Genomic DNA, 24068 nt, shown 5'->3' on the forward strand with positions numbered 1-24068 from the left:
TCGGAAGTGTCTAGATTATCCGTGGCGATTCACTCAGCAATGCGCAGCAAAGCTATGGCAGAAGCCAAACTGATGGAGATTGCGAACGAAACAGGATTTAGCAGACGTAAGGTCGTGGAGATTGTTGAGCAAGCTGTGAGGGTAGAATAATCGGCTCAGGAAGACCGCCGTTGCGCAGTTGCACCAAATAAAAGGCACAGCCCAGGCGGCAAACCATAAGTATTACGTTAACTGTTCAGGTATTCCATTCAAGTTTGTGCATTAAGGTGTGACAACATAGCCGTACAGATTTACCAAAGGCAGCATTTCTCATTATCTTTATGCAGGCGATGACGAGGCAATCGACCATCTGCTGGTATGTCGTTTAGGGTGACAACAGGCAGCCCAGTTAGCTCGCTATAGCGTTCCATAGTGACGTGCAGTTTGTTCAAGAAATTGTAATATTAGGGGTCATGGTGCAACACCTCCTACTGGCTTGTGGTGAGCCGTTTGTAAACGGGACAAGTACATAAATGGAAACAAAACTGATAATGGTTGATGGGAACGCTTACATTTTTGACGCGCCATTTCTTCCTATCAATCTTCATCTCCGATTGTTGTTAGTGATGGTCGTACTACATATATCAGTTGTCAAAAATTCACGGAAGTGTTAGATGCGCACTGGTTGATCAATATTGATGGGACCTATTCCGTTAGACTGATTACAAGACTGCAGAAAGGCATGATTAAAGTTTCTACTGCAGAAAATAGTTTTTAGTGTGCTTTTTCTTGTATAGAAGTTATTGCATGTATAAGAAGCACAACAGTTTCACACTGATTAGGTAAAAGGATTTAGAAATGGATTTGTTTCTTGTTGTAGTTTTGCTTTTGGCCTTACTCGCCCCCATCCTTAGTCTTATTTTGCTCAAGAAGAGCAAACAACATAAGACAGAGATCGAGGCACTTAATCATCAAAAGATAGCTCTTTCGAATGAACTAAGTGAAAGCCAAAAACATTTAACGAACGCTATAAGAGAGCACTCAGAGCTGGAAGGAAGAGCTGCTCCTCTGTGGCAATATGAAGAACTGCATAGTGCCGTTCTGGATGCAGAAAAGACGATAAAAACAGCAGACTCGATTGCTAAAAACACAGTGAATGAAGCACAACTTAAAGCATCCAGCATCGTCTTTGAAGCAAATAACCAAGCCCGACTAACGATAAGTAATGCCAATAACGAAGCAGTTGTAATAACTAAAGATGCTCGCGATGCTCGTTTAAAAGCCAAGGAACGATTGGAGAACGCCAATAGTAGGGCCGATGAGCTAATCTCCAATGCTAATGATAATGCAATGAAAATAGTCGCTGATGCAGAGATTAGAGCAAAAGAAATCGCCGGCTCTGCATATGAAGCAAAAGAATTTGCAGAAACCTACCAAGCTGTGGCCAAGTCAATGAAAAATAAAATTGAAGGGTACGGTGATGAATGGATTGTTCCAAACCGAAGCGTTCTGGATGAACTAGCAGAGAATTATGAATTTACTGATGCAGGCAGAGAGCTACAAAAAGCCAGAGAGTTAACAAAATCACTAATTAAAACGAGCAAAGCGGCAAGTTGTGATTATGTCGAACCGAATAGACGTAATACTGCGATAAAATTTGTATTAGATGCGTTCAATGGCAAAGTTGATAGTACACTTTCTAAAATCAAACATAACAATTACGGTAAACTTTCCCAGGAAATTAAAGACGCATTTCAGCTTGTAAATTATAACGGCTCAGCTTTTAGGTCGGCTAAGATCACTGATATATTCTTACAGGCCCGACTCAACGAACTGAAATGGGGCGTTGCAGTTAATGAAATTATGCTCGAAGAAAAAGAAGAACAAAGGCGCATCAAAGAGCAGTTGCGCGAAGAAGAAAAAGCACGTCGAGAATACGAAAGAGCGATAAAAGAAGCCGAGAAAGAAGAGAAAACAATTCAGCAGGCTATAGATAAGGCTACTAAAGAGCTGATGCTTGCAGGTGAAGAGCAACGACTCGCCCTTGAGCAGAAACTGGCTGAATTACAAATTAAATTCGAAGAGGCTGAAGCCAAAAACCAGCGTGCAATTTCGATGGCTCAACAAACACGCTCAGGTCATGTCTATGTAATTAGTAATATAGGATCGTTCGGCGAAAATGTTTATAAAATTGGCATGACGCGACGCCTCGAACCTCTAGACCGTGTTCGTGAACTTAGTGATGCCAGTGTTCCATTCGCCTTTGATGTACATGCAATGATCTACAGTGACGATGCACCATCATTAGAGAATCACTTGCATAAAGTATTTAATGGAAAACAAGTTAACAAGGTTAATTCTCGGAAAGAATTCTTTAATGTGGGCATTAAAGATATTAAATCAACTGTAGCCAATATGAATATCGATGCACATTGGACGATGTTTGCAGATGCCAAAGAATATAGAGAGTCTCTCGCAATTGAGAATGAACGCTCAGCCGCGCAGGTTGCAAACGAAGAACTCGTTGTTGCCTGACATAGGTGATTTCACGTAATCATACATTAATCACGATTTTTATATACAGTTAAATTTAGCCCTCAGACATGAGGGCTTTTTTATGGCAGTGCGAAAACTCGAAACAGGAAAATGGATTTGTGAATGCTACCCCGCCGGACGCAACGGGCGGCGTGTGCGTAAGCAGTTCGCTACCAAAGGCGAAGCACTGGCTTTTGAACGCCACACAATGGAAGAGACGGAGGCTAAGCCCTGGTTGGGTGAATCGGTAGCTCGCCGAACTCTGAAAGACGTAGTTGAACTCTAGTTCAAGCTGCACGGCAAATCTCTGACCGCTGGCGAGCATGTTTACGACAAGCTGATCCTGATGGTCTATGCACTCTGAAACCCTATTGCTACTGATCTCAGCTCGAAATTATTCGCACATTACCGTGACAAACGCCTGACGTGTGAAATCTATTTCAGTGAGAAGTGGAAGAAAGGTGCCAGCCCGGTAACTATCAACCTTGAACAAAGCTATCTGAGCATTGTTTTTAGCGAGCTGGCCCGCCTTGGAGAATGGACGGCACCAAACCCGCTGGAAAGCATGCGCAAGTTCACGATTGCCGAAAAGGAAATGGCCTGGCTGACGCATGAACAAATCACAGAGCTACTTTATGACTGCCAACGCCAAAGCGCCCTGCTCGCTCTGGTTGTAAAAATCTGTCTGAGCACCAGGGCACGCTGGCGCGAAGCTGTGAATCTCACTCGTTCCCAGGTAACTAAGTATCGAATCACTTTCGTCAGGACAAAAGGCAAAAAGAACCGCAGCATCCCGATCAGCAAAGAGCTGTATGAAGAACTCATTGCTATGGACGGCTTCAAGTTTTTCACCGACTGCTACTTTCAGTTTTTGGCAGTGATGGATAAAACTTCCATCGTGCTACCACGCGGGCAGCTAACCCACGTCTTGCGCCATACATTTGCAGTACACTTTATGATGTCAGGCGGGAACATCACTTGCCCTTCAGAAAATCCTGGGTCACCACGACATAAAAATGACCATGCGTTATGCCCACCTGGCACCAGATCACCTTGAGACAGCGCTACGTTTTAACCCGTTAGCTACCATGATAACTGCTTAAATTGGAAGAACCGCTCATACGCACTCACCGCGTTTTAGCACGTTTGAATCTCGATTTATTCAACTATGTATGCCACTATAAGTTAGCTTGGTTTTCAAAGATTCTTAGCAGCTGATTTCTCTAAAAAATTTGGCTACCTAGACACCAAGTTAAGGGGATAAATAATGATAAATATCAATCAACTATGTGATTACATCATCACAAAAATCTCAGCTTCAGGCGAAACTATGTCTAATTTGAAGCTGCAAAAATTGGCGTATTACGCGGATGCTTGGTATCTGGCTTTTTTTGATGAAAAGTTAGTGGATGAGGGGTTTCAAGCGTGGATTCACGGCCCAGTAAGCCGTGCGATTTATAACCGATTCTCTTCTACAAAATCACTGTATTCGGACATCACGATTACAGATTGCACTCCTGGATTTGATCTTTCATCTATTCCAGCCGCTGCCGCAGCTCATATTGATGGCGTTCTTGAAGTCTATGGTGCTTTTTCTGGTGCACAGCTTGAAGATATGACCCATAAAGAAGAGCCATGGATTAAGGCTCGTGAGGGTTACAGACCGTCAGCACGTTGCGAGGTAGTCATTGATCGCAACATAACTAGAGATTTTTACCGTAGCCGATTGAATTAATAACCATGGTGAAAGCCTTTCGCCCTTCATTAGGGACAAATCAGCCGACAGCGGTACAGACCCCTAAAACGCCCTCCGCACCCGAAAGAAAGTGGGCGTTTTCTTTTCGTTATTGGCGTCAAATTGAGAATTTTGGGTTAGATCGTACCGATTCAGGCTGGTTTGTTTCACTAATTGGAAAATTATCCGAGCTTTCCCAAAAAGATGTCAAAGGCTTTATTACCAGTGGGGCCGAAAGAGAGGCATGGCGCTATCATTCAATAAACTGGGAACAAAGAAATATCCCCGTACAACGTAACCAGTTGACCTGGATTGACTCTGACTACCTTGAAAATGACGAAGAATACCCATTATTACAATTTCAGATATCTACTGCCCTTGGTAGAGTTGTAGGCTTTTGGGATGAGAACCAAATTTTTAATGTTGTGCTTTTAGATCCTCTTCATAACATCCAGCCAACACGCTCTCATAACTATCGAGTTGACTACTGTGCACCGCTTGAGACCCCCTACTCACTTTTACTCTGTAGAGTAGATGATATAAGACGCACATGCCGTTGTTCAGATCCTGAATGTAGCTTCAAACGTCGAATCGAGCAATTTGAAGAAATTCCAATCCAGACAAACACACTTGTACACTATGTCAGTGACATGGAATGGGCTGAGACACAGCAATTTATAGCGGATGGTTTGATAAGCGATGCCAAAGAAGTTTTCTCTTGGGGGCTACTGGCTATCAGGGACCAGTAACCACCTGCCAAGTGGCGACAAAGTGGCGGCAGCGGTTGGCAATACCCCGTAATCGTCACTTCTCACCACCAAGCTAACTTATTGATTATCGTACAACTCATTGTTTTCACTAACCCGTCTATATAAATGGGTTTTTTGTTGTCTGAAATACCCCTTCCTCTAATCTTATCTTCTCTCTCGCCACCAAAACATATATGATTAAACACATATAAAAATCACATCTGCAGGAACACCCATGCTCCACCCACTCCACCTCTTCAAAACCCTCTCCGACGAAACGCGGCTCGCCATCGTCATGCTGCTCCGCGAAGCGGGTGAGCTGTGCGTCTGCGATCTCTGCGCCGCCACCGCCGAATCTCAGCCGAAAGTCTCCCGCCATATGGCGCTGCTGCGCGAGTCCGGGCTGGTGATCGACCGTCGCGAGGGTAAGTGGGTCCATTACCGTCTCTCTCCCAACATGCCTGCATGGGCGGCAGCCGTTATCGACACCAGCTGGAACTGCCTGCGGGAAGAGACGCGTATGAAGCTGAAAAACCGGCTTCCGGGTTCGTGCTAATTGCAACACATTCACAAAAACAGATATAACGGAGTAAGCGATGTTTCTGGCAGGGGCAATTTTTCTGTTTACGCTGGTGCTGGTCATCTGGCAGCCCAAAGGACTGAGTATCGGCTGGAGCGCGACTATTGGCGCCGTGCTGGCGCTGGCCAGCGGCGTGATTCACATTAACGATATTACGGTAGTCTGGAATATCGTCTGGAACGCCACGGCAACGTTTATAGCCGTCATCATTATCAGTCTGCTGCTGGATGAGTCCGGCTTTTTCGAGTGGGCAGCGCTGCACGTCGCCCGCTGGGGGAAAGGTCGAGGGCGATTGCTGTTTACCTGGATTATCCTGCTGGGCGCAGCCGTCGCAGCGCTGTTTGCTAATGACGGCGCGGCGCTGATCCTCACGCCTATCGTCATCGCCATGCTGCTGGCGCTGGGGTTCAGCAAACAGGCCACGCTGGCGTTTGTGATGGCGGCAGGTTTTATCGCCGATACCGCCAGCCTGCCGCTGATTGTCTCCAACCTGGTCAACATCGTCTCGGCAGACTTCTTCGCGCTGGGGTTCAGCGAGTACGCTTCGGTGATGATCCCGGTGGATATCGCCGCGATTGCCGCAACGCTGGTCATGCTGCACCTGTTCTTTCGCAAGGAAATTCCTCCAGAATATGACCTGGCGAAACTCCAGGAGCCTGCGCGGGCCATTCACGACCTCCCGACGTTCAGAACGGGCTGGATCGTCCTCCTCCTTCTGCTCGTCGGTTTCTTCGTGCTTGAACCTCTCGGCATTCCGGTCAGCGCCATTGCGACCGTCGGCGCGCTGATTTTATTCGCTGTCGCAAAACGCGGACATGCGATAAATACCGGAAAAGTGCTGCGCGGCGCGCCGTGGCAGATCGTCATCTTCTCGCTGGGGATGTATCTGGTGGTGTATGGCCTGCGTAATGCCGGGCTGACGGACTCTCTCACAGGCGTACTGAATAGCCTGGCCGGACACGGGCTGTGGGCCACCACGCTGGGAACCGGGTTCATCACCGCGTTCCTGTCATCCATAATGAACAATATGCCCACGGTGCTGATTGGCGCGCTCTCCATTGACGGCAGCACGGCAACAGGATTGATAAAGGACGCGATGATTTACGCCAACGTGATTGGCTGCGATCTGGGGCCAAAAATCACGCCTATTGGTAGTCTCGCCACCCTGCTCTGGCTTCACGTGCTGGCGCAGAAAAACATGACGATTACCTGGGGCGGCTATTTCCGGACGGGCATCATCATGACGCTGCCGGTCCTGTTTGTGACGCTCGCCGCCCTGGCGCTACGTCTCTCCTTCACACTGTAATGAGCCACTGATATGAGCCACATCACGATTTACCACAACCCCGCCTGCGGCACCTCGCGCAACACGCTGGAGATGATCCGCAACAGCGGCGCGGAGCCAGAGATTATTCTCTATCTGGAAACCCCGCCGTCGCGCGATACGCTGACCGCCCTGATTGCCGATATGGGCATTTCGGTGCGCGATTTGCTGCGTAAAAACGTGGAGCCCTATGAACAGCTCGGCCTTGCCGACGATAAGTTCACCGACGACCAGCTTATCGATTTTATGCTGCAACACCCGATCCTGATTAACCGTCCGATCGTGGTGACGCCGCTGGGCACCCGCCTGTGCCGCCCGTCTGAAGTCGTCCTCGACATTCTGCCGGACGTGCAGAAAGGGGCGTTTACGAAAGAAGATGGCGAAGCGGTGGTGGACGCCAGCGGGAAGAATATCCTGAAAAAATAATCCTTCCTCAGGTGGACGACAGGGCCAGCGCCCGGCGGGCCCTGAACGCCAGGAGAAAACAACCGCCCGCTAGCTCGCCACGCAGACCCGGTTGCGCCCCTCACGTTTTGCACGATAAAGCTCACGATCGGCTCGCGCCAGGGCTGACTGCACGCCATGTTCAATCTCCAGTTCATCCGGCGTCATGCATACGAGCCCCATGCTGGCGGTGAAGCGGATCGTCTGCCCGTTGAAGTCGACGTTCTGGCTGGCAAGGCTCATCCGTACGCGCTCGGCGATCTCAGCGGCCGTCTCCAGAGAGGTCTGCGGCATTGCCACGACAAACTCTTCCCCGCCAAAGCGGGCGACAATGTCGCTGCCTCTCACCAGTGCCGGAAGCGCGTTGCCAATATGCTTCAGCACCGCATCGCCGCCGTCATGGCCCCAGGTGTCGTTAATACGCTTGAAGAAATCCAGATCCATGCTCATCAGGCACAGGGGTTGCTGATGCCGACGGGCAAGATTGCAGGCCCGCAAAGACCACTCATCAAACTGGCGACGGTTTGCCAGCCCGGTGAGCGGATCGAGCCGCGCCTCCTGCTGGAAACGCGCCCGCTGCAGGGCGTTGACGTGGATGTAATGCATCAGAAACCACTGCGTAATGGAGATAACCAGAATCGCCAGCGCCGTCCACAGAGCCTGATAATACCAGCCGTGCAGCACGTCTTTTCTGGCCAGCCCGACGGCCAGCACCCATTTGCGTTCGTTGAGGTTAAGAAATACACCCATACGTTCAACGCCATCAATCGGAGAGGTATATCGTTGGACCTGTGCGGTATCGCTTGCGTATTCCAGCAGCTTCGCGAGGCGCGGGTCGGAGGTGTTCAATTGCGAACCGTCATTCGCCCCCATACGGGCAAGCTGCACCGCATTGTCACGATCAAGGACCGCCATCGCCCCACCCTGACCTAAATCGAAGCCCTGCACTTCCATTTTGCGAAACATATCGTTCATGGTGTTACCATTGAAGAAACCCAACGCACCACCAAGAAAGCGACCATGTGCGTCGCGCACTGCACGGAACATCACGAAGCCCAACATGTTTTTATCCGTGCCGTTGCTCTGCCAGTAAAACAAACTTTCGGTAACTTCATCCCGGCGAAAATCGGTAAACAGAGGGTGCTGCCGAAAGCTGTCCTGCGCAAGCGTAGAGGCGTCCAGAGCGCGCTCAAAAGGAAATAGCGCGCGGCTGCAGAGAAAATCACCGTCTTCATCAAAGACGACAACGCCATCCAGCCAGGCGCGCTTGAGCTCCCCTTGCAGGAATGGCTGCGCGTTTTCAGGCGTGACCGTATGGTTGAGCAGAAAGGCATTCCCGATAAAGCGCATCTGGTAGCGCATCGCGTTAAGGCTGGTATCAAACTGCTGGGACTGGAGTATGGCCGTATTGCGAAGGATACGTGCGGCGTTATCCTCCACATAGCCGCGCTGGTAGAGCAGATGCCCAATCAGCAGACTCACCTGAACCAAAATCAACAGTACTAACAACGCTCTCTTTTTTGCCAGACTGACCTGCACGAACCAGGTACTTACTTTTTCACCCAACGCCAACCTCAACCACTGAACAGTAAATAACCACCGCGGTGGATAGTCACGTGTTCGGTCCGGATTGTCAATATGGAGAAAAATCGTAATACATTGAAAAATATGAACTAATTTTCTTTATTTAACGGTGTAATGCCCGCAATCCTCCCCACCATCGCCCGAATCTCCTCCCGGCTTAACGGCGCCCGGTCGGTGACATAGTGCAGCGTCATCCCTTCGATAAACGCGTCCAGCGCGCGGGTGGTGACCGGGTCGAACCACTGCTCCAGCGTGGTCTGGCTCATCTTCATCCAGTCCTGCATCACCGTTTTCAGCGCCGCGCTGCGGTGCATAAAGGCGTAAAGCTGATACATCAGCGCCATGTTGTGCGGCGTGGTCACCTGCGAGCTGTGGATCAGCGTGGTGATAGATTCGCACGCCATTTCCGGCCCGGTGACGCCCGCGAAGAAATCCCGGTACTGCTGCGACATCTGGCGGGTAAACCACGTGAAGGCCTCCTCCAGCAGCGGCTCCATGCCGTCGAAATAGTAGGTCATCGACCCCAGCGGCACGCCCGCGCAGGTGGCGATTTTACGGTGCGTGACGGCGTGAATACCGTGTTCAGCAATGGTGTCGAGCGTCGCCTGCAGGATCTTCTCCCGGCGATGCGGATCGTTGGGTGGTCTGCTCATCAATTCCTCACCTGGTTTGTGTACAAATGTACACAAACTTGCTAGTGTTGTCGCTATTGTTGTACTTCTGGTGCTACCCCAATGACGCTGACCTCTCCCCGCAAAGCCCTGCAGCTCCGCATGTGGGCGCTGTTTATGTTCTTCTTCATTCCCGGTCTGCTGATGGCCTCCTGGGCCACGCGCACCCCCGCCATTCGCGATATTTTGTCCGTCTCTACCGCGGAAATGGGCATCGTGCTGTTCGGCCTGTCGATAGGCTCCATGAGCGGCATTCTCTGCTCCGCGTGGCTGGTAAAGCGCTTCGGTACGCGAGCGGTGATCCGCACCACCATGTGCTTCGCGGTGTTCGGGATGATGGTGCTGAGCGTGGCGCTGTGGTTTGCCTCACCGGTGCTGTTTGCGCTGGGGTTGATGGTGTTTGGCGGCAGCTTTGGTTCGGCGGAAGTGGCGATAAACGTGGAAGGGGCAGCGGTCGAACGCGAGATGAACAAAACCGTGCTGCCAATGATGCACGGCTTCTATAGCCTCGGCACGCTGGCCGGTGCGGGCGTGGGGATGGCGCTGACGGCCACTGGCGTGAGCGCGAATCTGCATATTCTGCTGGCGGCGCTGGTGTGCATCATTCCCATTCTGACCGGCATCCGGGCCATCCCGGACGGCACCGGTAAAAACTCCGCGGACGAACAGCATTCTGCCGAAAAAGGGCTGCCCTTCTACCGCGATTTCCAGCTGATGCTGATTGGCGTGGTGGTGCTGGCGATGGCGTTCGCGGAGGGCTCCGCCAACGACTGGCTGCCGCTGCTGATGGTGGACGGTCACGGCTTTAGCCCGACCTCCGGCTCGCTGATTTACGCCGGGTTTACGCTGGGGATGACCGTCGGGCGCTTCACCGGCGGCTGGTTTATCGACCGCTACAGCCGCGTGGCGGTAGTGCGCGCCAGCGCCCTGCTCGGCGGGCTGGGTATCGCGATGATCATTTTTGTGGATGTGGACTGGATTGCCGGCGTCTCGGTGATCCTCTGGGGGCTGGGCGCGTCCCTCGGCTTCCCGCTGACCATCTCTGCCGCCAGCGACACCGGCCCGGATGCCCCGACGCGCGTCAGCGTGGTGGCAACCACGGGCTATCTCGCCTTCCTGGTCGGGCCGCCGCTGCTCGGCTTCCTCGGGGAGCACTACGGGCTGCGCAGCGCCATGCTGGTGGTGTTAGGGTTGGTCATCATCGCGGCGCTGGTGGCGCGCGCGGTGGCAAAGCCGGAAACGAATCAAACGACACTGGAGAAGGGATATGAGCGTTAAACTGATCGCCGTCGACATGGATGGCACATTCCTGAGCGATGCCAAGACCTACAATCGCCCGCGCTTTCTGGCGCAGTACGCGCGCATGAAGGCGCAAGGCATTCGTTTCGTGGTCGCCAGCGGCAACCAGTACTACCAGCTCATCTCCTTTTTCCCGGAGATTGCGCATGAAATTTCATTCGTCGCCGAAAACGGCGGCTGGGTCGTGAGTGAGGGTGAAGACGTCTTTAACGGTGAACTGTCGAAAGCCCATTTCGAGACCGTCGCGAGCGTCTTAAACGACGTTCCCGGCATTGAGATTATCGCCTGCGGGAAGAGCAGCGCCTATACGCTTAAGTGCTATGACGAGGCCTTTAAGGCCATCGCGGCGAAGTATTATCACCGTCTGGAAATGGTCAGCGATTTCGACAACCTGAACGATATTTTCTTCAAGTTCGGACTCAACGTGTCCGATGATGAAATTCCGCGTATTCAGGCGCTGCTGCATGAAAAGCTGAGTGACATCATGGTGCCCGTCACCACCGGTCACGGCAGTATCGACCTCATTATCCCCGGCGTGCATAAGGCCAACGGCCTGCGGATCCTGCAACAGCGCTGGGGCATAGAGAACAGCGACGTGGTGGCCTTCGGCGACAGCGGCAACGACGTGGAGATGCTGCGCCAGTCCGGGTTCAGCTTTGCGATGGCGAATGCCAGACCGCATATCAAAGCGGCGGCGCGCTTTGAAGCGCCGCACAATAACGAGGAAGGCGTGCTGGATGTGATTGAGAAGGTGTTGAACGGGGAGGCACCGTTTAATTGACCGCGTGCGGTCTGGTGCCCTCACCCTAGCCCTCTCCCACAGGGAGAGGGCATAAGAATTAAGGTTGCAGAGCGTTTCCGACGCGCTTGTCTTTCAGGAATACCACCATCAGGCCAACCCACAGCACGCCATTGGCGAGGTTAAACAGGCTGAACAGCCCGTTACCGCCCATCGCGTAGGCATGCTTGCTCACCTCGATACCGACGGTAAAAATCAGCATCTGTAGCATCCCCATCGCCGCGGAGACCGTGCCCTTACTCATCTCGCTGGCAAACAGCGTCAGGCGCACCAGCCCGGCGTTCGCCACGCCAATCCCGAAGGCGTAGATACTCAGCCCCGCCGTCATCCACAAATAAGCGTGAGATGACGCGACGGTTGCCACCGCCGCCAGAATCAGCCCTGCCGCAATCGGCCAGCCGCCCATGATAATCAGCGAGCGCACGGTGCGGCGTGACGTCAGACGGGCCAGCACCAGGTTACCGATAATCAGCGCGCCAAAGATCGGCACCTGCAGCAGGCCGTACTCGTAGCTGCTGAGCTTTTCACCGCTGATGATAATGACCGGAGACTGGGCAATCCACGCCAGCAGCGGCAGGCTAACAAACCCGGTCGCCAGCGCGCCCGCTACAAAGCGGCCGTTTTTCAGCACCTCTTTGTAATCCCGACCCAGCTCTTTCAGCGAGAGTTTCTCGCCGATGCGGGTGGCGGTTTCCGGCATCGCACGGTGCAGGCCAAAGAACGCGATGGCGGCGAGAACGGCAAAGAGCACAAACATCCCTTCCCAGGGGGCCATATGCACCCATGCGGCGCCCACCAGCGGCCCGAGCAAGGGAGCGATCAGCGCCACGTTCGCCATCAGCGCGGTGATTTTGATACACACAGCCTCTTCAAACGACTCCTGAATGGCCGCATACCCCACGGCGCCGATAAAGCACAGGCTCACCCCCTGCAGGAAACGCAGCAGAGTAAATTGTTCAATATTTTGCGCCAGCAGCGTGGCAAGGCAGGTGACGATGAACCACACCACGCCCGTCAGCATCACCGGGCGACGGCCAATACGATCCGACAGCGGGCCTAACAGCCACTGCAAAAACATGCCGCCGGCCAGATAGGCGGTCATGGAGGTCGGTACCCACTCAATTCCGGCGTTGTACTGCGCCACCACGGCCAGCATACCGGGCTGGATCATATCGTTGCCGATATAGGTAGAAAATTCGTAGAGCACCAGACACAGGGGGAAAAGCAACGCCTGACGACCCAGACGTGAACCTGAAGAAGAACGGTTTAACATGCAATCTCTTTATAATGACAAAATCGCGACGAGTGTAATGAAATGCCGCAGCCCGAGATAGTGATTTATCGAGGATAAACAGAAATAAAGCACATATCGTCTTCGTTTAAGGTTTCCTTAATTTGACAGATTTATGATAGCCCCATTACTCGTCAACGACCCCAAATTATGTCACTCACCTCCAGCCGTTCAGAATTGTCTAAGTTACAGACAAATAAGACAAAACGCCTTTACCGCTTGCCGTCCCGCTTTTATGGTTATCAGCTTTTCATACTGATAGTCCTTGCCGTGGTGTTTACGTGGCTATCGCGCAATGAAGCGCTCGACAGATGGATCACCGGCTTCTGGTATGACGCGGCGACGCAGAGCTTCCCGCTGCAGAAAGACCACCTGCTGGATCTGCTCAACCATCGTCTGGCGAAGTACATTGCCATCGCTTTAGGCGCCGTGGCGCTGTTTTACGGCGCGTACAAGCGTAACGCGAGGCTGGTTACGGCGGCGCTGCTGATGGGGCTTGGCGCGCTGGTCGTGGGCGTGCTGAAAAGCATGAGCCATCACAGCTGCCCGTGGGACCTGGTGGAATATGGCGGTAAGGCGATGTCCTATCCCCTGTTCAGCGCCGTCCCGGCGGACAGCGGACCGGGGCGCTGCTTCCCCGGCGGCCATTCTTCCAGCGGCTTTATGGTGATGGGACTGTTTTTTGCCTTCTGGCGCGAGCGGCCGCGTCTGGCCTGGAGCTTTGTCGTTCTCGGCATTTTGCTGGGTCTGGCGATGGGCTTCGGTCAGGTCATGCGCGGGGCGCATTTTTTCTCTCACAACCTGTGGGCCGGGTGGTGGGTCTGGTTTTCCCAGGTGGCAGTCTACGGGCTGGTTTCCACCCGGTTTGCTAAAGAGTGATAACGCTATGCTAGAGAATCTGAATTATCAGCTGTTTTATCTGATCAACGCCACCCCGGCCTCGCCCGAGCGGATGATCGACTTCGCCACCTTTCTGGCAAAAGATCTGATCAGTATCGTGCCCGCGCTGGCAGCCATCCTCTGGCTGTGGGGACCTCGTAGCCAGGTGAAAGCGCAACGCAAGCTTGTAATCAAAGTGGCGATGGCTCTCGGCGTAAGCGTCCTGGCAAGTTACATTCTGGGCCATGCGTTCCCGCACGATCGTCCGTTTGTCGATCACGTCGGCTATACCTTCCTGCACCATGCGCCGGATGACTCTTTCCCGAGCGATCACGGTACGGTGATCTTCACCTTCGCACTGGCCTTCCTGTTCTGGCATCGCCTGTGGTCGGGTGCGGTGCTGATGGTGGTCGCTGTGGCCATCGCCTGGTCTCGCGTGTATCTGGGCGTCCACTGGCCGCTGGATATGGTTGGCGGCTTCCTGGTGGGGCTGATTGGCTGCGTGAGCGCGGCTATCCTGTGGAGCCTCATTGGGGAAGCGCTCTACCGTGCGCTTTCTTCACTCTATCGCGCCATTTTCGCCATCCCGATCCGCAAAGGCTGGATACGTGACTAACCCCGACCTGACAGGTTACACTTGAACCCCCGCCCTGCGGGGGTTCATTTTTTTATGCCGAGGAACTATGGAAACACGTCGCGATGACCGCATTGCTCAGCTGCTACAGGCGCTGAAGCGCAGCGATAAGCTGCATCTTAAGGAAGCCGCCAACCTCCTCGGCGTCTCGGAGATGACCATTCGTCGGGATCTGAACAGCGAGAGCGCGCCCGTCGTGCTGCTGGGCGGATACATTGTGCTTGAGCCGCGTAGCGCCAGCCATTATCTGATCAGCGACCAGAAGACGCGCCTGGTGGAAGAGAAACGCAAAGCCGCGCGGCTTGCGGCTTCCCTGGTACAGCCGCACCAGACGCTGTTTTTTGACTGCGGTACCACCACGCCGTGGATTATCGAAGCCATCGACAGCAGCATTCCGTTTACCGCCGTCTGTTATTCCCTGAACACCTTTCTGGCGCTCCAGGAGAAACCCGAGTGCCGGGTGATCCTCTGTGGCGGTGAGTTTCACGCCAGCAACGCGATCTTTAAGCCGCTCAACCTGCAGGACACGCTCAGCAACCTCTGCCCGGATATCGCGTTTTATTCTGCCGCGGGCGTCAATGTGCGTCAGGGGGCAACCTGCTTTAACCTGGAAGAATTACCGGTCAAGCACTGGGCGTTAAGCGCCGCGCAGTACCATGTTCTGGTGGTCGATCACAGTAAGTTTGGTAAGGTGCGTCCGGCAAGAATGGGCGAGCTGGCGCAGTTCGATGCCATCGTCAGCGATTGCCGCCCGGACGACGAGATTGTGGCCCACGCGAAAGCGCAGCAGGTGAAGTTGATGTATTGAGGTTATGCCGGGTGGCGGCTTCGCCTTACCCGGCCTACAACGGCTCGAACGTAGGCCGGGTAAGCGCAGCGCCACCCGGCAAAAACTTAGCTAAACCAGCTGCCGAACCACCCGTGGAATTTCATCATCACGAAATCCCACATCCGGCTGAAGAAGCCGCCCTCTTCCACCGCTTCCATCACAATCAGCGGACGCTGTTCAATCGACTTACCGTTAAGCTGGAAATCAATCGTCCCAACCACCTGGCCTTTTTTCAGCGGGGCGGTGAGCTGCGGGTCGGTCAGAGTGTAGCTGGCCTTCAGGTTTTTCAGCTGGCCGCGCGGAATGGTTACCGAGCCCGCCTCACCGGCGCCCAGGTTTACCTCGCTCTTGTCACCAAACCAGACGCGCTGGCTGACGAACGTGGCATCCGGTTTAATCGGCGTCACGGTTTCATAAAAGCGGAAGCCCCAGGTCAGCAGTTTTTCCGATTCGTTAAAGCGAATGCGGTCGGTTTTGGTGCCCAGCACTACCGAAATCAGGCGCATGTCGCCCTGGGTCGCGGAGGCCACCAGGTTATAGCCTGCACCCGCCGTGGTGCCGGTTTTCATCCCATCCACGTTGACGTTGCTGCTCCACAGCAGGCGGTTGCGGTTCGGCTGGCGAATTTTGTTGAAGGTAAACTCTTTCTCTTTGTGGATGGCGTATTCATCCGGCACGTCGTGGATCAGCGCTTTCCCCAGCAGCGCCATGTCGCGTGCGGTGCTGAACTGGCCCGGCGCATCCAGGCCGTGAACCGTTTTGAACGTGGTGTTGGTTAAGCCCAGCTTCTGCGCGTAACCATTCATCAAGCCAATGAAAGAATCCTGGCTGCCGGCAACGTAGTCGGCCAGCGCGATGCACGCATCATTTCCCGACTGAATAATCACCCCTTTATTCAGATCGGAAACGGAGACCTGATCCCCTGGCTTCAGGAACATCACGGAAGATCCGCGCAGGGCCGGGTTGCCGGTCGCCCAGGCGTCTTTCCCGATGGTCACCATATCGTCCAGCTTGATCTTGCCCGCTTTCAGCGCCTGGCCCACCACATAGCTGGTCATGATTTTAGTCAGGCTTGCCGGATCGAGTTTCTCATCCGCATTCCCTTCCGCCAGCACTTTACCGCTGGCGTAGTCCATCAGGATCCAGGCGCGCGCATCCACAGGCGGCGCTTCGGGCGCAGCCTGTTCAGCTGCGTAGAGCGTTGGTGCAAACAGGAAAAGAAGCGCAGAGCCTGCCGCCAGGCTGCGCAGAGAAGTCATTTTACGCGTCATAAATGCCACCCGAGTGTCCATTCAAAAATTACGTCACATCACCGTGTCGCAAGAAGCGATGAGTAATAGCGCACTAAAACCGTTAAAGAAACCCAACGAGGGTAAAGTTATTAAAGTTTATGCAATAACATTCAGATACGCTTTGATTAAGGCGATTTTTTTGTCTTCTGTTGCGTAATTGTTAGGTTTATCTCACCATGGCGAAAAGCTGATTCGGATTCACATCTCATCGGGAGTAAATATGATTACGCTGTGGGGCAGGAATAATTCGACCAACGTTAAGAAAGTGCTCTGGACGCTGGAAGAGCTGGATTTACCGTTCAATCAAATCATGGCAGGCATGGCGTTCGGCGTGAACAAGGAGGCCGACTATCTGGCCATGAACCCGAATGGCCTGGTGCCGCTGCTGCGCGATGATGAAACGGACGCGACGCTTTGGGAGTCCAACACGATTGTGCGTTACCTCGCCGCCCAGTACGGTCAGGGCCGCCTGTGGGTAGAAAACCCGGCCCGCCGCGCCCAGGGCGAAAAGTGGATGGACTGGGCGAACCAGACGCTGTCCCCAACCCACCGCGTGATCCTGATGGGGCTTATCCGCACGCCGGAAGCGGAACGCGATTATCCCGCGATTCACGCCGCGCAGGATGCCTGCGAAAATCTGTTTGCGATGATGGATGACGAGCTGGCGAAGCACGCCTGGTTCTCCGGCGAGGCGTTCGGCATCGGCGATATCGCCGTGGCGCCGTTCGTCTGGAACCTGACCAACATGGGCCTGAAGTGGACGCCGCGCCCGCACCTGGAGCGCTGGCTTAAACAGCTGAGCGATCGCCCGGCGTACCGTAACGTCGTGATGATCCCGGTTACCTGATTACGCGCCGGACGGGCTGACTTTCAACAGCTGCCCGTCCGTCTCGTCGGTCAGGACATACAGATACCCATCCGGCCCCACCCGCACATCGCGAATACGCTGATCCCGGTCGCCCAGAATGCGCCCGTCCTCTGTCACCTTGTTACCCTCCACGCTCAGCACGATCACGTCCTTCTCCTTCAGCGCGCCGATAAACAGCTTGTTTTTCCACTGCGGGAAGACGTCGCTGTTGTAGAACGCCATGCCGCTTACCGCGGGTGAGACTTTCCAGACGAACAGCGGCTTCTCGGTGCCCTCAACGTGCTCGCCTTTGGCTTCCGGGATTTTCAGACCGCTGTAGTTAATGCCGTGCGTTGCCAGCGGCCAGCCGTAGTTCTTACCCTTCTCCGGGATATTGATCTCATCCCCGCCGCGCGGGCCGTGCTCGTTCAGCCACAGCGTGTCGCTCCAGGGGTTCATCGCCATCCCCTGCGGGTTGCGGATGCCGTAAGACCAGATTTCAGGTCGCGCACCGGGGGTATTCACAAAGGGGTTATCCGGCGGGACTTTTCCGTCTTCGGTGAGGCGCACCACTTTGCCCTGCAATTTATCCAGATCCTGCGCCGTGGGACGCTGGTTATTCTCGCCGAGTCCGATAAAGAGGGAGCCTTTGCCGTCGAACACCAGCCGTCCGCCGAAATGGTTACCGGTTGAGAGTTTCGGCATCTGGCGGAACGCCACCTGGAATCCCTCGATGCGGGAATAGTCGTCGCTCAGGCGGCCAAAGCCCACCGCCGTTCCGGCTTTGCCGTCATGCCCGGCCTCGGCGTAGCTCAGCCAGACGCGGCGCGACGTTTCAAAATCCGGCGCCAGCACCACATCCAGCAATCCTCCCTGGCCGTTTGCCCAGACTTTCGGTACGCCGACAATCGGATCGGAGAGCCCTTTTCCCGCCTGCCAGCGTTTGAGCTGGCCGCCCTTCAGGGTCACCAGCAGCCCGTTATTATCCGGCAGGAACGCCAGGGACCAGGGGTGATCGAGTCTGTTTTGCAGCACCTCGACCTTCACCGCCTCTGGCGCAGCAAGAAGTGAAAACGGAATGAATAACGCAGGCAGGAAAATCAGCGAGGATCGAGGCATAATGCACTCCTTTATCGGCATATGGCTTAAAGATTAGCCACTGCGTCCGGGCGCGTTACCACTTTTACAAAAGCTTAAGCAGAAGGGGGAGTTGCCTCCCCCGGGATCAGTGCTGTTCAAGCTGTTTGTGCTCGTTCAGGCACATGATGCATAGAGAGAGCGTTGTCAGGCAGTTTTCAAGCTTCTCCGCGTTTACGGCGATAAAATTCGGGCAGTCGTGGCGTCCGTTCATCAGACACACCCCTGCAATGGAGAGCACCTCGGCGGCGCGGCGCAGCGCGACTTCTTCACTTTCGCCGTAGTTCGCCTGCAGGGCCGGTGCTTTTTCACGCATGAAATTGCAAAGTTCAAACAGGTTATCACGCAGATGTTCGCTTTCGCTGACTGACATATACCCTTTTGCCTTCCTCAACTGCAGGTACGCGGCCAGGTCGATTCGGGCGTTGATCAGCTTGTTCAGCAGATCGCGTTTTAGTCTGTCAACGGTCATGCTCTTTCCTCCTCTGTCAGCCATTGTGCATAGTCAGGATAAGTACATTTTTTGTACAGTTTAATGCCTGGGATCAATTTTTATTAACTGATTAACATTATTTACAATGTTCCAACCTCTGCCCGGCGCATCCACCTTGCAAAGAGTGTATAAATCCCCCGCGATACGCTGTAAAATCCCGCCCTGATAACTCCATAATTGATGAATTTTTAACCTATGAGCAATGTTACGCACCAGCCGAAAATCGGCTTCGTCTCCCTGGGCTGCCCGAAAAACCTGGTGGATTCAGAACGCATCCTGACCGAACTGCGCACCGAGGGCTATGACGTGGTGCCAAGCTACGACAACGCCGATATGGTGATCGTTAACACCTGCGGCTTTATCGACAGCGCGGTCCAGGAGTCACTGGAAGCCATCGGTGAAGCGCTGACCGAAAACGGCAAAGTGATCGTGACCGGCTGTCTGGGCGCGAAAGAAGACCAGATCCGCGAAGTGCACCCGAAGGTGCTGGAGATTACCGGCCCGCACAGCTACGAGCAGGTGCTGCAACATGTTCATCACTACGTGCCAAAGCCCAAGCACAACCCGTTCCTGAGCCTGGTGCCGGAACAGGGCGTGAAGCTGACGCCGCGTCACTACGCGTACCTGAAAATTTCCGAAGGCTGCAACCACCGCTGCACCTTCTGCATCATCCCGTCCATGCGTGGCGATCTGGTGAGCCGTCCAATCGGCGAAGTGCTGGCGGAAGCCAAACGTCTGGCCGATGCGGGCGTGAAGGAACTGCTGGTCATCTCCCAGGACACCTCAGCTTACGGCGTGGACGTTAAGCACCGCTCCGGTTTCCACAACGGCGAGCCGGTGAAAACCAGCATGGTCGGCCTGTGCGAGCAGCTGTCCAAACTCGGTATCTGGACGCGTCTGCACTACGTTTACCCGTACCCGCACGTTGACGACGTGATCCCACTGATGGCGGAAGGCAAAATTCTGCCGTACCTGGACATCCCGCTGCAGCATGCCAGCCCGCGTATCCTGAAGCTGATGAAACGTCCTGGCTCCGTTGACCGCCAGCTGGCGCGCATCAAGCAGTGGCGTGAGATCTGCCCGGACCTGACCCTGCGCTCGACCTTCATCGTCGGCTTCCCGGGTGAAACCGAAGAAGATTTCCAGATGCTGCTCGACTTCCTGAAGGAAGCGCGCCTGGACCGCGTCGGCTGCTTCAAATACAGCCCGGTGGAAGGCGCAACCGCTAACGAGCTGGCGGATCAGGTGCCGGAAGAGGTTAAGGAAGAGCGCTGGAACCGCTTCATGCAGCTGCAGCAGCAGATTTCTGCCGAACGTCTGCAGGAGAAAGTGGGCCGCGAGATCATGGTTATCATCGACGAAGTGGACGAAGAAGGCGCGATTGGCCGCAGCATGGCGGACGCCCCTGAAATCGACGGCGCGGTGTACCTGAATGGCGAAACCAGCGTTAAGCCGGGTGATATTATTCGCGTGAAGGTTGAAAACGCGGATGAGTATGACCTGTGGGGTAGCCGGGTTTAATCTCCCCACTCCGCTTTTGTAGGCCGGGTAAGGCGTAGCCGCCACCCGGCACATGTCACTGCACTACCCCTTTATCCTCGGATCCAGCGCGTCGCGCAGCCCATCCCCCAGCAGGTTAAACGCCAGCACGGTCAGGAAAATCGCCAGACTCGGGAAGATCGCCACGTGTGGCGCAATCACCATATCGGCCCTCGCCTCGTTCAGCATCGCGCCCCACTCCGGTGTCGGAGGCTGTGCCCCCAGCCCCAGAAACGACAGGCTGGCCGCCGAGATTATCGACACGCCGATACGCATGGTGAAGTAGACCACGATAGACGACACCGTCCCCGGCAGAATATGGCTGAAGAGAATTGTGGCGTCGCTGGCCCCCATACTGCGGGCCGACTCGATAAAGGTCTGCTGTTTCAGCACCAGCGTGTTGCCGCGCACCAGGCGGGCAAAGGCCGGAATCGAAAACACCGCGACCGCAATGATGACGTTGGCCATGCCGCTGCCCATGATCGCCACCACGGCAATCGCCAGCAGAATGCCGGGGAAGGCAAACAGCACGTCGCAGATGCGCATGATGATGCGGTCCCACCAGCCTTCGTAATAGCCGGCGACCAGCCCCAGCACGATCCCAATGGTCGCGCCGATCAGCACCGCAAACACCCCGGCGGCGAGCGAGATCTGCGCCCCCACCAGCACCCGGCTAAAGATATCCCGCCCGAGAGAGTCCACGCCGAACCAGTGGAGCATCGAGGGCCCGTCGTTCAGGCGGTCGTAGTCAAAATAGTTTTCCGCATCAAACGGCGCCACCCACGGCGCCACGATCGCCACCACGATCAGCAGCAGCACGAACAGCCCCGCCGTCATCGCGACCGGCTGACGGCGAAAGCGCCGCCAGAATTCAGACCACGGGGTGCGGATGTGGTCCGGTTTTAGCCCCGGCATGGCGTTTAATACGGCCTGACGCCGCCAGTTCAACAATCGCATCTTACTTATACCTGATGGCCGGGTTAATGGCGGCGTAGAGCACGTCCACCACGAGGTTGATAAGAATAAACTCCAGCGAGAAAAGCAGGACTTCCGCCTGAATCACCGGGTAGTCCCGCATCTCGACGGAATCGACCAGCAGACGTCCCAGCCCGGGCCAGTTGAAGACCTTTTCCACCACGATAGAGCCGCCCAGCAGGAAGCCAAACTGCAGCCCCATCATCGTCACCACCGGGATCATCGCATTGCGGAACCCGTGCTTGAGAATGACCCACTTCTCGCTGACCCCTTTCGCTCGCGCGGTGCGAATATAATCTTCGCTCAGCACGTCAACGAATGAGGCGCGGGTAAAGCGGGCCATCACCGCCGACACGGCAGCCCCCAGCGTCATTGAGGGCAGAATGTAATGCTTCCAGGTATCGGCCCCGACGGTGGGCAGCCAGCCCAGCTCAACGGAGAAAATCTGCATCAGCAGCATCCCCAGCGCGAACGCCGGGAAGGAGATGCCGGTCACCGCCAGCGCCATGCCGAGCTTGTCCGGCCAGCGGTTACGCCAGACGGACGCCACAATCCCGGCGCCAAGTCCGAACACCACGGCCCAGCTCATGCTGGCTATCGTTAACCAGAACGTGGGCATAAAGCGGGTGGCGATCTCTTCCGACACCGGACGACGCGACACCATCGAGATACCAAAGTCACCCTGCAGAACGTTGCCAATATAGTGCAGAAACTGCATATACAGAGGCTGGTCAAGACCCAGCTGTTTACGCACCAACTCAATGACCGTGGCATCCGCTTCGGGCCCGGCAACCAGACGCGCCGGATCGCCCGGCAGCATATGGACAAACAAAAACACCAGCACCGCCACAATCAGCAGCGTCGGGATAAGCCCCAGCAGGCGTTTGCAAACATAGTTCAGCATGGGCGTTATTTTAAATCCGCATCGTCAAAGCTAAAGCCCGTATCCGGCATGATGTAGAACCCGGTCAACGCTTTGTTATGGGCTGACACCAGTTTCTCCACCACCAGCGGCACCCACGGCGACTCTTTCCAGATGATGTCCTGCGCGTCCTTGTAGAGGCGTGCTTTCTCCTCCGGTTTGGTGGTTTTCAGCGCATCGGCCAGGTCTTTGTCCACCTGCGGGTTGCTGTAGAACGCGGTATTGAACAGGGTTGGCGGCCAGTTCTGTGAGGCAAACAGCGGCGACAGCGCCCAGTCGGCTTCACCCGTCGAGGCCGACCAGCCGGTGTAGAACATCCTCACCCCGCTCTCTTTCTGCCCTTTCCCCTCGACCTCTGCCGCACGCTGTCCGGCATCCATGGCGGTAACCTGCGCCTTAATCCCCACCTGTGCCAGCTGCTGCTGGGTAAACTGCAGCACCTTCTGGGCGGTACTGTGGTTATGCGACGACCACAGCGTAGTGCTAAAGCCGTTCGGATAGCCCGCCTCCTTCAGCAGCTCGCGCGCTTTGGCCGGATCGTACGGCCACGGCTGATAGCTTTGCGCATACGCGATAGCCGGCGGCAGCACGCCGGTGGCCGGGGTGGCATAGCCCGCAAAAGCGACCTTCACCAGCGCCTGGCGGTTAATGGCATAGTTAATGGCTTCGCGCACCTTCGGATTATCGAACGGCTTTTGCGTGACGTTCATGCTGATGTAGCGCTGCATGATCGACGGGCTGGCGACCAGCTCCAGCTTGCTGTTTTTCTCCAGAATGGCGGCCTGCTCGTACGGGACCGGGAAGGCAAACTGCGCCTCGCCGGTTTGCAGCATCGCCGCACGGGTGTTGTTATCCACTACCGGACGCCAGGTGATGGTGTCCAGCTTCGGCAGCCCTTTCTGCCAGTATCCCGCGTATTTCTTCACCTTCACAAAATCGGTCTGATTCCAGGTGACCAGCTCGTACGGACCGGTACCGACCGGGTGGAAGCCGATCTCCTTGCCGTATTTCTTCAGCGCGGCAGGGGAGATCATCGCCGTCGCCGGGTGCGCCAGAATATTGATAAACGCGGAGAACGGCTCTTTCAGGGTGATTTTTACCGTCGCCGGGTCGACCACCTCGGTTTTGGCGATGTTTTTATAGAGGTTATAACGCTTGAGGCTGTTCTCAGGATTGCTGGCGCGATCCAGGTTTACCTTCACCGCGTCCGCATTAAAGTCGGTGCCGTCCTGGAACTTCACCCCAGTTTTGAGCTTAATGGTGTACACCAGCCCGTCATCCGAAACGGTGTCCCCCTCCGCCAGCACGTTTTTAAGCTTCATCTCTTTATCCAGGCCAAACAGGCCCTGGTAGAACGATTTCGCCACCGCCTGGGAGAGCGTGTCGTTAGCGTCATACGGATCCAACGTGGTGAAGTTAGAGCCGACGGCGACCACCACATCTTTGGCAGCGAACGCGGGGGCAGCGGCCAGGGCTGCCGTCACGCTCGCGGCTAACAACCATCTACGCGCTACAAATGTAACCATTATGT

At 55.0% G+C, this 24068-nt stretch carries 23 protein-coding genes and 2 pseudogenes; 15 read left to right on the top strand and 10 right to left on the bottom strand.

Translation table 11 applies throughout. The annotated features are described in order from the left end of the window. Positions 1-290: 290 nt before the first annotated feature. Positions 291-454, bottom strand: a pseudogene (locus tag HMPREF3143_RS26220) (regulator). 168 nt (positions 455-622) lie between these two features. Here HMPREF3143_RS26220 and HMPREF3143_RS26225 point away from each other — a divergent pair. From HMPREF3143_RS26225 to arsC, 8 genes and pseudogenes are all read left to right on the top strand, one after another. Continuing rightward, positions 623-757 (top strand): S24/S26 family peptidase, encoded by a 135-nt coding sequence (locus HMPREF3143_RS26225; protein ID WP_239991047.1) that lies wholly within the window; start codon positions 623-625, stop codon positions 755-757. 80 nt (positions 758-837) lie between these two features. Further along, positions 838-2514: an SNIPE associated domain-containing protein gene (locus HMPREF3143_RS06455; protein ID WP_045334002.1), complete on the top strand. Its 1677-nt coding sequence runs from the start codon at positions 838-840 to the stop codon at positions 2512-2514. A gap of 82 nt (positions 2515-2596) precedes the next feature. Then, positions 2597-3617: pseudogene (locus HMPREF3143_RS25900) on the top strand (tyrosine-type recombinase/integrase). Between the two features lie 164 nt (positions 3618-3781). Further along, positions 3782-4249, top strand: coding sequence for a Panacea domain-containing protein (locus tag HMPREF3143_RS06465; protein ID WP_070532297.1), 468 nt, complete (start codon positions 3782-3784; stop codon positions 4247-4249). 5 nt (positions 4250-4254) lie between these two features. Next, positions 4255-4998, top strand: coding sequence for a hypothetical protein (locus HMPREF3143_RS25525; protein WP_063930476.1), 744 nt, complete (start codon positions 4255-4257; stop codon positions 4996-4998). Positions 4999-5233: 235 nt separating this feature from the next. Beyond that, positions 5234-5554 carry a metalloregulator ArsR/SmtB family transcription factor gene (locus HMPREF3143_RS06470; protein WP_008503437.1) on the top strand — a complete coding sequence of 107 codons (321 nt, stop codon included), beginning with the start codon at positions 5234-5236 and terminating at the stop codon, positions 5552-5554. 40 nt (positions 5555-5594) lie between these two features. Further along, on the top strand, positions 5595-6884 hold the full coding sequence (locus tag HMPREF3143_RS06475) for an arsenic transporter (protein WP_070532300.1): 1290 nt from the start codon (positions 5595-5597) through the stop codon (positions 6882-6884). Between the two features lie 12 nt (positions 6885-6896). Then, positions 6897-7328: a glutaredoxin-dependent arsenate reductase gene (gene arsC / locus HMPREF3143_RS06480; protein ID WP_070532304.1), complete on the top strand. Its 432-nt coding sequence runs from the start codon at positions 6897-6899 to the stop codon at positions 7326-7328. 69 nt (positions 7329-7397) lie between these two features. Here the strand turns inward: arsC and HMPREF3143_RS06485 are convergent, their stop codons facing one another. Both HMPREF3143_RS06485 and HMPREF3143_RS06490 read right to left on the bottom strand, forming a co-directional pair. Then, positions 7398-8855, bottom strand: coding sequence for a sensor domain-containing diguanylate cyclase (locus tag HMPREF3143_RS06485; protein ID WP_252909171.1), 1458 nt, complete (start codon positions 8853-8855; stop codon positions 7398-7400). Positions 8856-9019: 164 nt separating this feature from the next. Next, positions 9020-9583, bottom strand: a complete 564-nt coding sequence (locus HMPREF3143_RS06490; RefSeq protein ID WP_021240939.1) for a TetR/AcrR family transcriptional regulator — start codon at positions 9581-9583, stop codon at positions 9020-9022. Positions 9584-9664: 81 nt separating this feature from the next. On the opposite strand from HMPREF3143_RS06490, the gene HMPREF3143_RS06495 reads away from it, so the two are divergent. Together HMPREF3143_RS06495 and HMPREF3143_RS06500 are read left to right on the top strand one after the other, a co-directional pair. After that, positions 9665-10879, top strand: a complete 1215-nt coding sequence (locus HMPREF3143_RS06495) for an MFS transporter (RefSeq protein ID WP_070532310.1) — start codon at positions 9665-9667, stop codon at positions 10877-10879. Next, complete coding sequence (locus HMPREF3143_RS06500; RefSeq protein ID WP_049122372.1) at positions 10869-11681, top strand: Cof-type HAD-IIB family hydrolase; 813 nt, start codon at positions 10869-10871, stop codon at positions 11679-11681. Before HMPREF3143_RS06495 ends, HMPREF3143_RS06500 begins: the two co-directional genes overlap by 11 nt. Positions 11682-11739: 58 nt before the next feature. On the opposite strand, the gene HMPREF3143_RS06505 is transcribed toward HMPREF3143_RS06500, so the two are convergent. Then, positions 11740-12972 (bottom strand): MFS transporter, encoded by a 1233-nt coding sequence (locus HMPREF3143_RS06505; protein ID WP_021240942.1) that lies wholly within the window; start codon positions 12970-12972, stop codon positions 11740-11742. A 168-nt stretch (positions 12973-13140) separates the two neighbouring features. Between HMPREF3143_RS06505 and HMPREF3143_RS06510 the strand changes: the two genes are divergently transcribed. The 3 genes from HMPREF3143_RS06510 (at position 13141) to deoR (ending at position 15311) form a co-directional block, all read left to right on the top strand. Continuing rightward, positions 13141-13869, top strand: a complete 729-nt coding sequence (locus HMPREF3143_RS06510; RefSeq protein WP_021240943.1) for a phosphatase PAP2 family protein — start codon at positions 13141-13143, stop codon at positions 13867-13869. A 7-nt stretch (positions 13870-13876) separates the two neighbouring features. Next, entirely contained in the window at positions 13877-14485 is a 609-nt protein-coding gene (gene ybjG / locus HMPREF3143_RS06515) for an undecaprenyl-diphosphate phosphatase (protein ID WP_070532314.1), read from the top strand. Between the two features lie 67 nt (positions 14486-14552). Continuing rightward, entirely contained in the window at positions 14553-15311 is a 759-nt protein-coding gene (deoR, locus tag HMPREF3143_RS06520; protein ID WP_023292922.1) for a DNA-binding transcriptional repressor DeoR, read from the top strand. Positions 15312-15397: 86 nt separating this feature from the next. Here the strand turns inward: deoR and dacC are convergent, their stop codons facing one another. After that, positions 15398-16603, bottom strand: a complete 1206-nt coding sequence (dacC, locus tag HMPREF3143_RS06525; protein ID WP_008501207.1) for a serine-type D-Ala-D-Ala carboxypeptidase — start codon at positions 16601-16603, stop codon at positions 15398-15400. Between the two features lie 241 nt (positions 16604-16844). On the opposite strand from dacC, the gene HMPREF3143_RS06530 reads away from it, so the two are divergent. Next, complete coding sequence (locus HMPREF3143_RS06530) at positions 16845-17471, top strand: glutathione S-transferase family protein (RefSeq protein WP_023292924.1); 627 nt, start codon at positions 16845-16847, stop codon at positions 17469-17471. Here the strand turns inward: HMPREF3143_RS06530 and HMPREF3143_RS06535 are convergent, their stop codons facing one another. Further along, entirely contained in the window at positions 17472-18590 is a 1119-nt protein-coding gene (locus HMPREF3143_RS06535) for a PQQ-dependent sugar dehydrogenase (protein ID WP_021240946.1), read from the bottom strand. Between the two features lie 106 nt (positions 18591-18696). Next, complete coding sequence (gene bssR, locus HMPREF3143_RS06540) at positions 18697-19080, bottom strand: biofilm formation regulator BssR (RefSeq protein WP_021240947.1); 384 nt, start codon at positions 19078-19080, stop codon at positions 18697-18699. Positions 19081-19296: 216 nt separating this feature from the next. Between bssR and rimO the strand changes: the two genes are divergently transcribed. Further along, on the top strand, positions 19297-20622 hold the full coding sequence (rimO, locus tag HMPREF3143_RS06545) for a 30S ribosomal protein S12 methylthiotransferase RimO (protein ID WP_023335043.1): 1326 nt from the start codon (positions 19297-19299) through the stop codon (positions 20620-20622). 63 nt (positions 20623-20685) lie between these two features. On the opposite strand, the gene gsiD is transcribed toward rimO, so the two are convergent. Genes gsiD through gsiB form a run of 3 tightly spaced genes read right to left on the bottom strand, consistent with a single transcriptional unit; the run spans position 20686 to position 24063 of the window. Next, positions 20686-21597 (bottom strand): glutathione ABC transporter permease GsiD, encoded by a 912-nt coding sequence (gene gsiD, locus HMPREF3143_RS06550; protein WP_023292926.1) that lies wholly within the window; start codon positions 21595-21597, stop codon positions 20686-20688. A 1-nt stretch (position 21598) separates the two neighbouring features. After that, a complete protein-coding gene (gsiC, locus tag HMPREF3143_RS06555; protein WP_008501201.1) occupies positions 21599-22519 on the bottom strand; it encodes a glutathione ABC transporter permease GsiC in 921 nt (306 codons plus the stop codon). Between the two features lie 5 nt (positions 22520-22524). After that, positions 22525-24063: a glutathione ABC transporter substrate-binding protein GsiB gene (gene gsiB, locus HMPREF3143_RS06560; RefSeq protein ID WP_070532316.1), complete on the bottom strand. Its 1539-nt coding sequence runs from the start codon at positions 24061-24063 to the stop codon at positions 22525-22527. Between the last annotated feature and the right edge of the window lie 5 nt (positions 24064-24068).

The sequence above is a fragment of the Enterobacter sp. HMSC16D10 genome (assembly GCF_001807145.1).
Taxonomy (GTDB): domain Bacteria; phylum Pseudomonadota; class Gammaproteobacteria; order Enterobacterales; family Enterobacteriaceae; genus Enterobacter; species Enterobacter roggenkampii.

Bases quoted from the DNA above. Each gene is read 5' to 3' on its own strand.
- HMPREF3143_RS06455 (WP_045334002.1), top strand. From the start codon at position 838: ATGGATTTGTTTCTTGTTGTAGTTTTGCTTTTGGCCTTACTCGCCCCC.
- HMPREF3143_RS06465 (WP_070532297.1), top strand. From the start codon at position 3,782: ATGATAAATATCAATCAACTATGTGATTACATCATCACAAAAATCTCA.
- HMPREF3143_RS25525 (WP_063930476.1), top strand. From the start codon at position 4,255: ATGGTGAAAGCCTTTCGCCCTTCATTAGGGACAAATCAGCCGACAGCG.
- HMPREF3143_RS06470 (WP_008503437.1), top strand. From the start codon at position 5,234: ATGCTCCACCCACTCCACCTCTTCAAAACCCTCTCCGACGAAACGCGG.
- HMPREF3143_RS06475 (WP_070532300.1), top strand. From the start codon at position 5,595: ATGTTTCTGGCAGGGGCAATTTTTCTGTTTACGCTGGTGCTGGTCATC.
- arsC (WP_070532304.1), top strand. From the start codon at position 6,897: ATGAGCCACATCACGATTTACCACAACCCCGCCTGCGGCACCTCGCGC.
- HMPREF3143_RS06490 (WP_021240939.1), bottom strand. From the start codon at position 9,583: ATGAGCAGACCACCCAACGATCCGCATCGCCGGGAGAAGATCCTGCAG.
- HMPREF3143_RS06495 (WP_070532310.1), top strand. From the start codon at position 9,665: ATGACGCTGACCTCTCCCCGCAAAGCCCTGCAGCTCCGCATGTGGGCG.
- HMPREF3143_RS06500 (WP_049122372.1), top strand. From the start codon at position 10,869: ATGAGCGTTAAACTGATCGCCGTCGACATGGATGGCACATTCCTGAGC.
- HMPREF3143_RS06505 (WP_021240942.1), bottom strand. From the start codon at position 12,972: ATGTTAAACCGTTCTTCTTCAGGTTCACGTCTGGGTCGTCAGGCGTTG.
- HMPREF3143_RS06510 (WP_021240943.1), top strand. From the start codon at position 13,141: ATGTCACTCACCTCCAGCCGTTCAGAATTGTCTAAGTTACAGACAAAT.
- ybjG (WP_070532314.1), top strand. From the start codon at position 13,877: ATGCTAGAGAATCTGAATTATCAGCTGTTTTATCTGATCAACGCCACC.
- deoR (WP_023292922.1), top strand. From the start codon at position 14,553: ATGGAAACACGTCGCGATGACCGCATTGCTCAGCTGCTACAGGCGCTG.
- dacC (WP_008501207.1), bottom strand. From the start codon at position 16,603: ATGACGCGTAAAATGACTTCTCTGCGCAGCCTGGCGGCAGGCTCTGCG.
- HMPREF3143_RS06530 (WP_023292924.1), top strand. From the start codon at position 16,845: ATGATTACGCTGTGGGGCAGGAATAATTCGACCAACGTTAAGAAAGTG.
- HMPREF3143_RS06535 (WP_021240946.1), bottom strand. From the start codon at position 18,590: ATGCCTCGATCCTCGCTGATTTTCCTGCCTGCGTTATTCATTCCGTTT.
- bssR (WP_021240947.1), bottom strand. From the start codon at position 19,080: ATGACCGTTGACAGACTAAAACGCGATCTGCTGAACAAGCTGATCAAC.
- rimO (WP_023335043.1), top strand. From the start codon at position 19,297: ATGAGCAATGTTACGCACCAGCCGAAAATCGGCTTCGTCTCCCTGGGC.
- gsiD (WP_023292926.1), bottom strand. From the start codon at position 21,597: ATGCGATTGTTGAACTGGCGGCGTCAGGCCGTATTAAACGCCATGCCG.
- gsiC (WP_008501201.1), bottom strand. From the start codon at position 22,519: ATGCTGAACTATGTTTGCAAACGCCTGCTGGGGCTTATCCCGACGCTG.
- gsiB (WP_070532316.1), bottom strand. From the start codon at position 24,063: ATGGTTACATTTGTAGCGCGTAGATGGTTGTTAGCCGCGAGCGTGACG.